The organism is Rhodanobacter spathiphylli B39 (assembly GCF_000264295.1).
GTDB lineage: Bacteria > Pseudomonadota > Gammaproteobacteria > Xanthomonadales > Rhodanobacteraceae > Rhodanobacter > Rhodanobacter spathiphylli.
In genome coordinates, this window is the sequence record NZ_AJXT01000066.1 from 1 (window position 1) to 675 (window position 675).

General features: G+C 39.3%; 2 protein-coding genes. Both read left to right on the forward strand.

The annotated features are described in order from the left end of the window. Positions 1 to 282, forward strand: a 282-nt coding sequence (locus UU7_RS17800; protein WP_202946810.1) for a hypothetical protein, incomplete at its 5' end; no start/stop codon positions are given. Between the two features lie 12 nt (positions 283 to 294). Continuing rightward, entirely contained in the window at positions 295 to 672 is a 378-nt protein-coding gene (locus tag UU7_RS17805) for an Imm44 family immunity protein (protein WP_083846021.1), read from the forward strand. The last annotated feature ends 3 nt before the right edge of the window (positions 673 to 675 follow it).

Genomic DNA, 675 nt, shown 5'->3' on the forward strand with positions numbered 1-675 from the left:
AGCAAAATCAGAGTTTCCTTAGATGACAAGCCCGCGGAGGGATATTCTTTAAGAGATTCGGAAACAGGCGAGGTGCAGAAATATGGAGAAACGACGCGTGGTGAGCGGCGATTTGGCACGCAAAAAAGATATTCAAAAAAGTATATGAAGGAAAATAAAGTCGATTATCAGAAGGAGGCTACTGGGACAAAAAAGGAGATGCATGAATGGCAGCATCAGAAAATAAGGGAGTATAAGAAGGTAAATGGCCGTCGCCCTCCGAAAAATAAAAATGACTATTGAGGTTATCTGCGTATGAAATTATGGATTGGTGCGGAGATCGAGGCAGATATCGGTGATCAATTCAGAAATGTGAGAAGGTGTGTCGTCGATACGATTAATTCCTATATTGATTTTCGTGAATATGATTTAGGAGTGGAAAGTTGGGACTGCATTGCTATAGTGCGGGACGATGATTGCTTTCCCGAAAAATTTGTTTTAAATAGAAAAAATGGCGACATGGATTTCAGAATTAGAATCGATTATTCGAAATTCAAGTCTGGAGACCGTTATGAGCAAAAGCGCTTGATATTTGAAATGTTAGAAAAAAGTCTATTGATGCTCAAGGAAAAGAATCACAATAACGGCATCGATGCGCTTTTGAGTGACATTAAGGATGGTCTGATCAATTAAGTT

Bases quoted from the DNA above. Each gene is read 5' to 3' on its own strand.
- UU7_RS17805 (WP_083846021.1), top strand. From the start codon at position 295: ATGAAATTATGGATTGGTGCGGAGATCGAGGCAGATATCGGTGATCAA.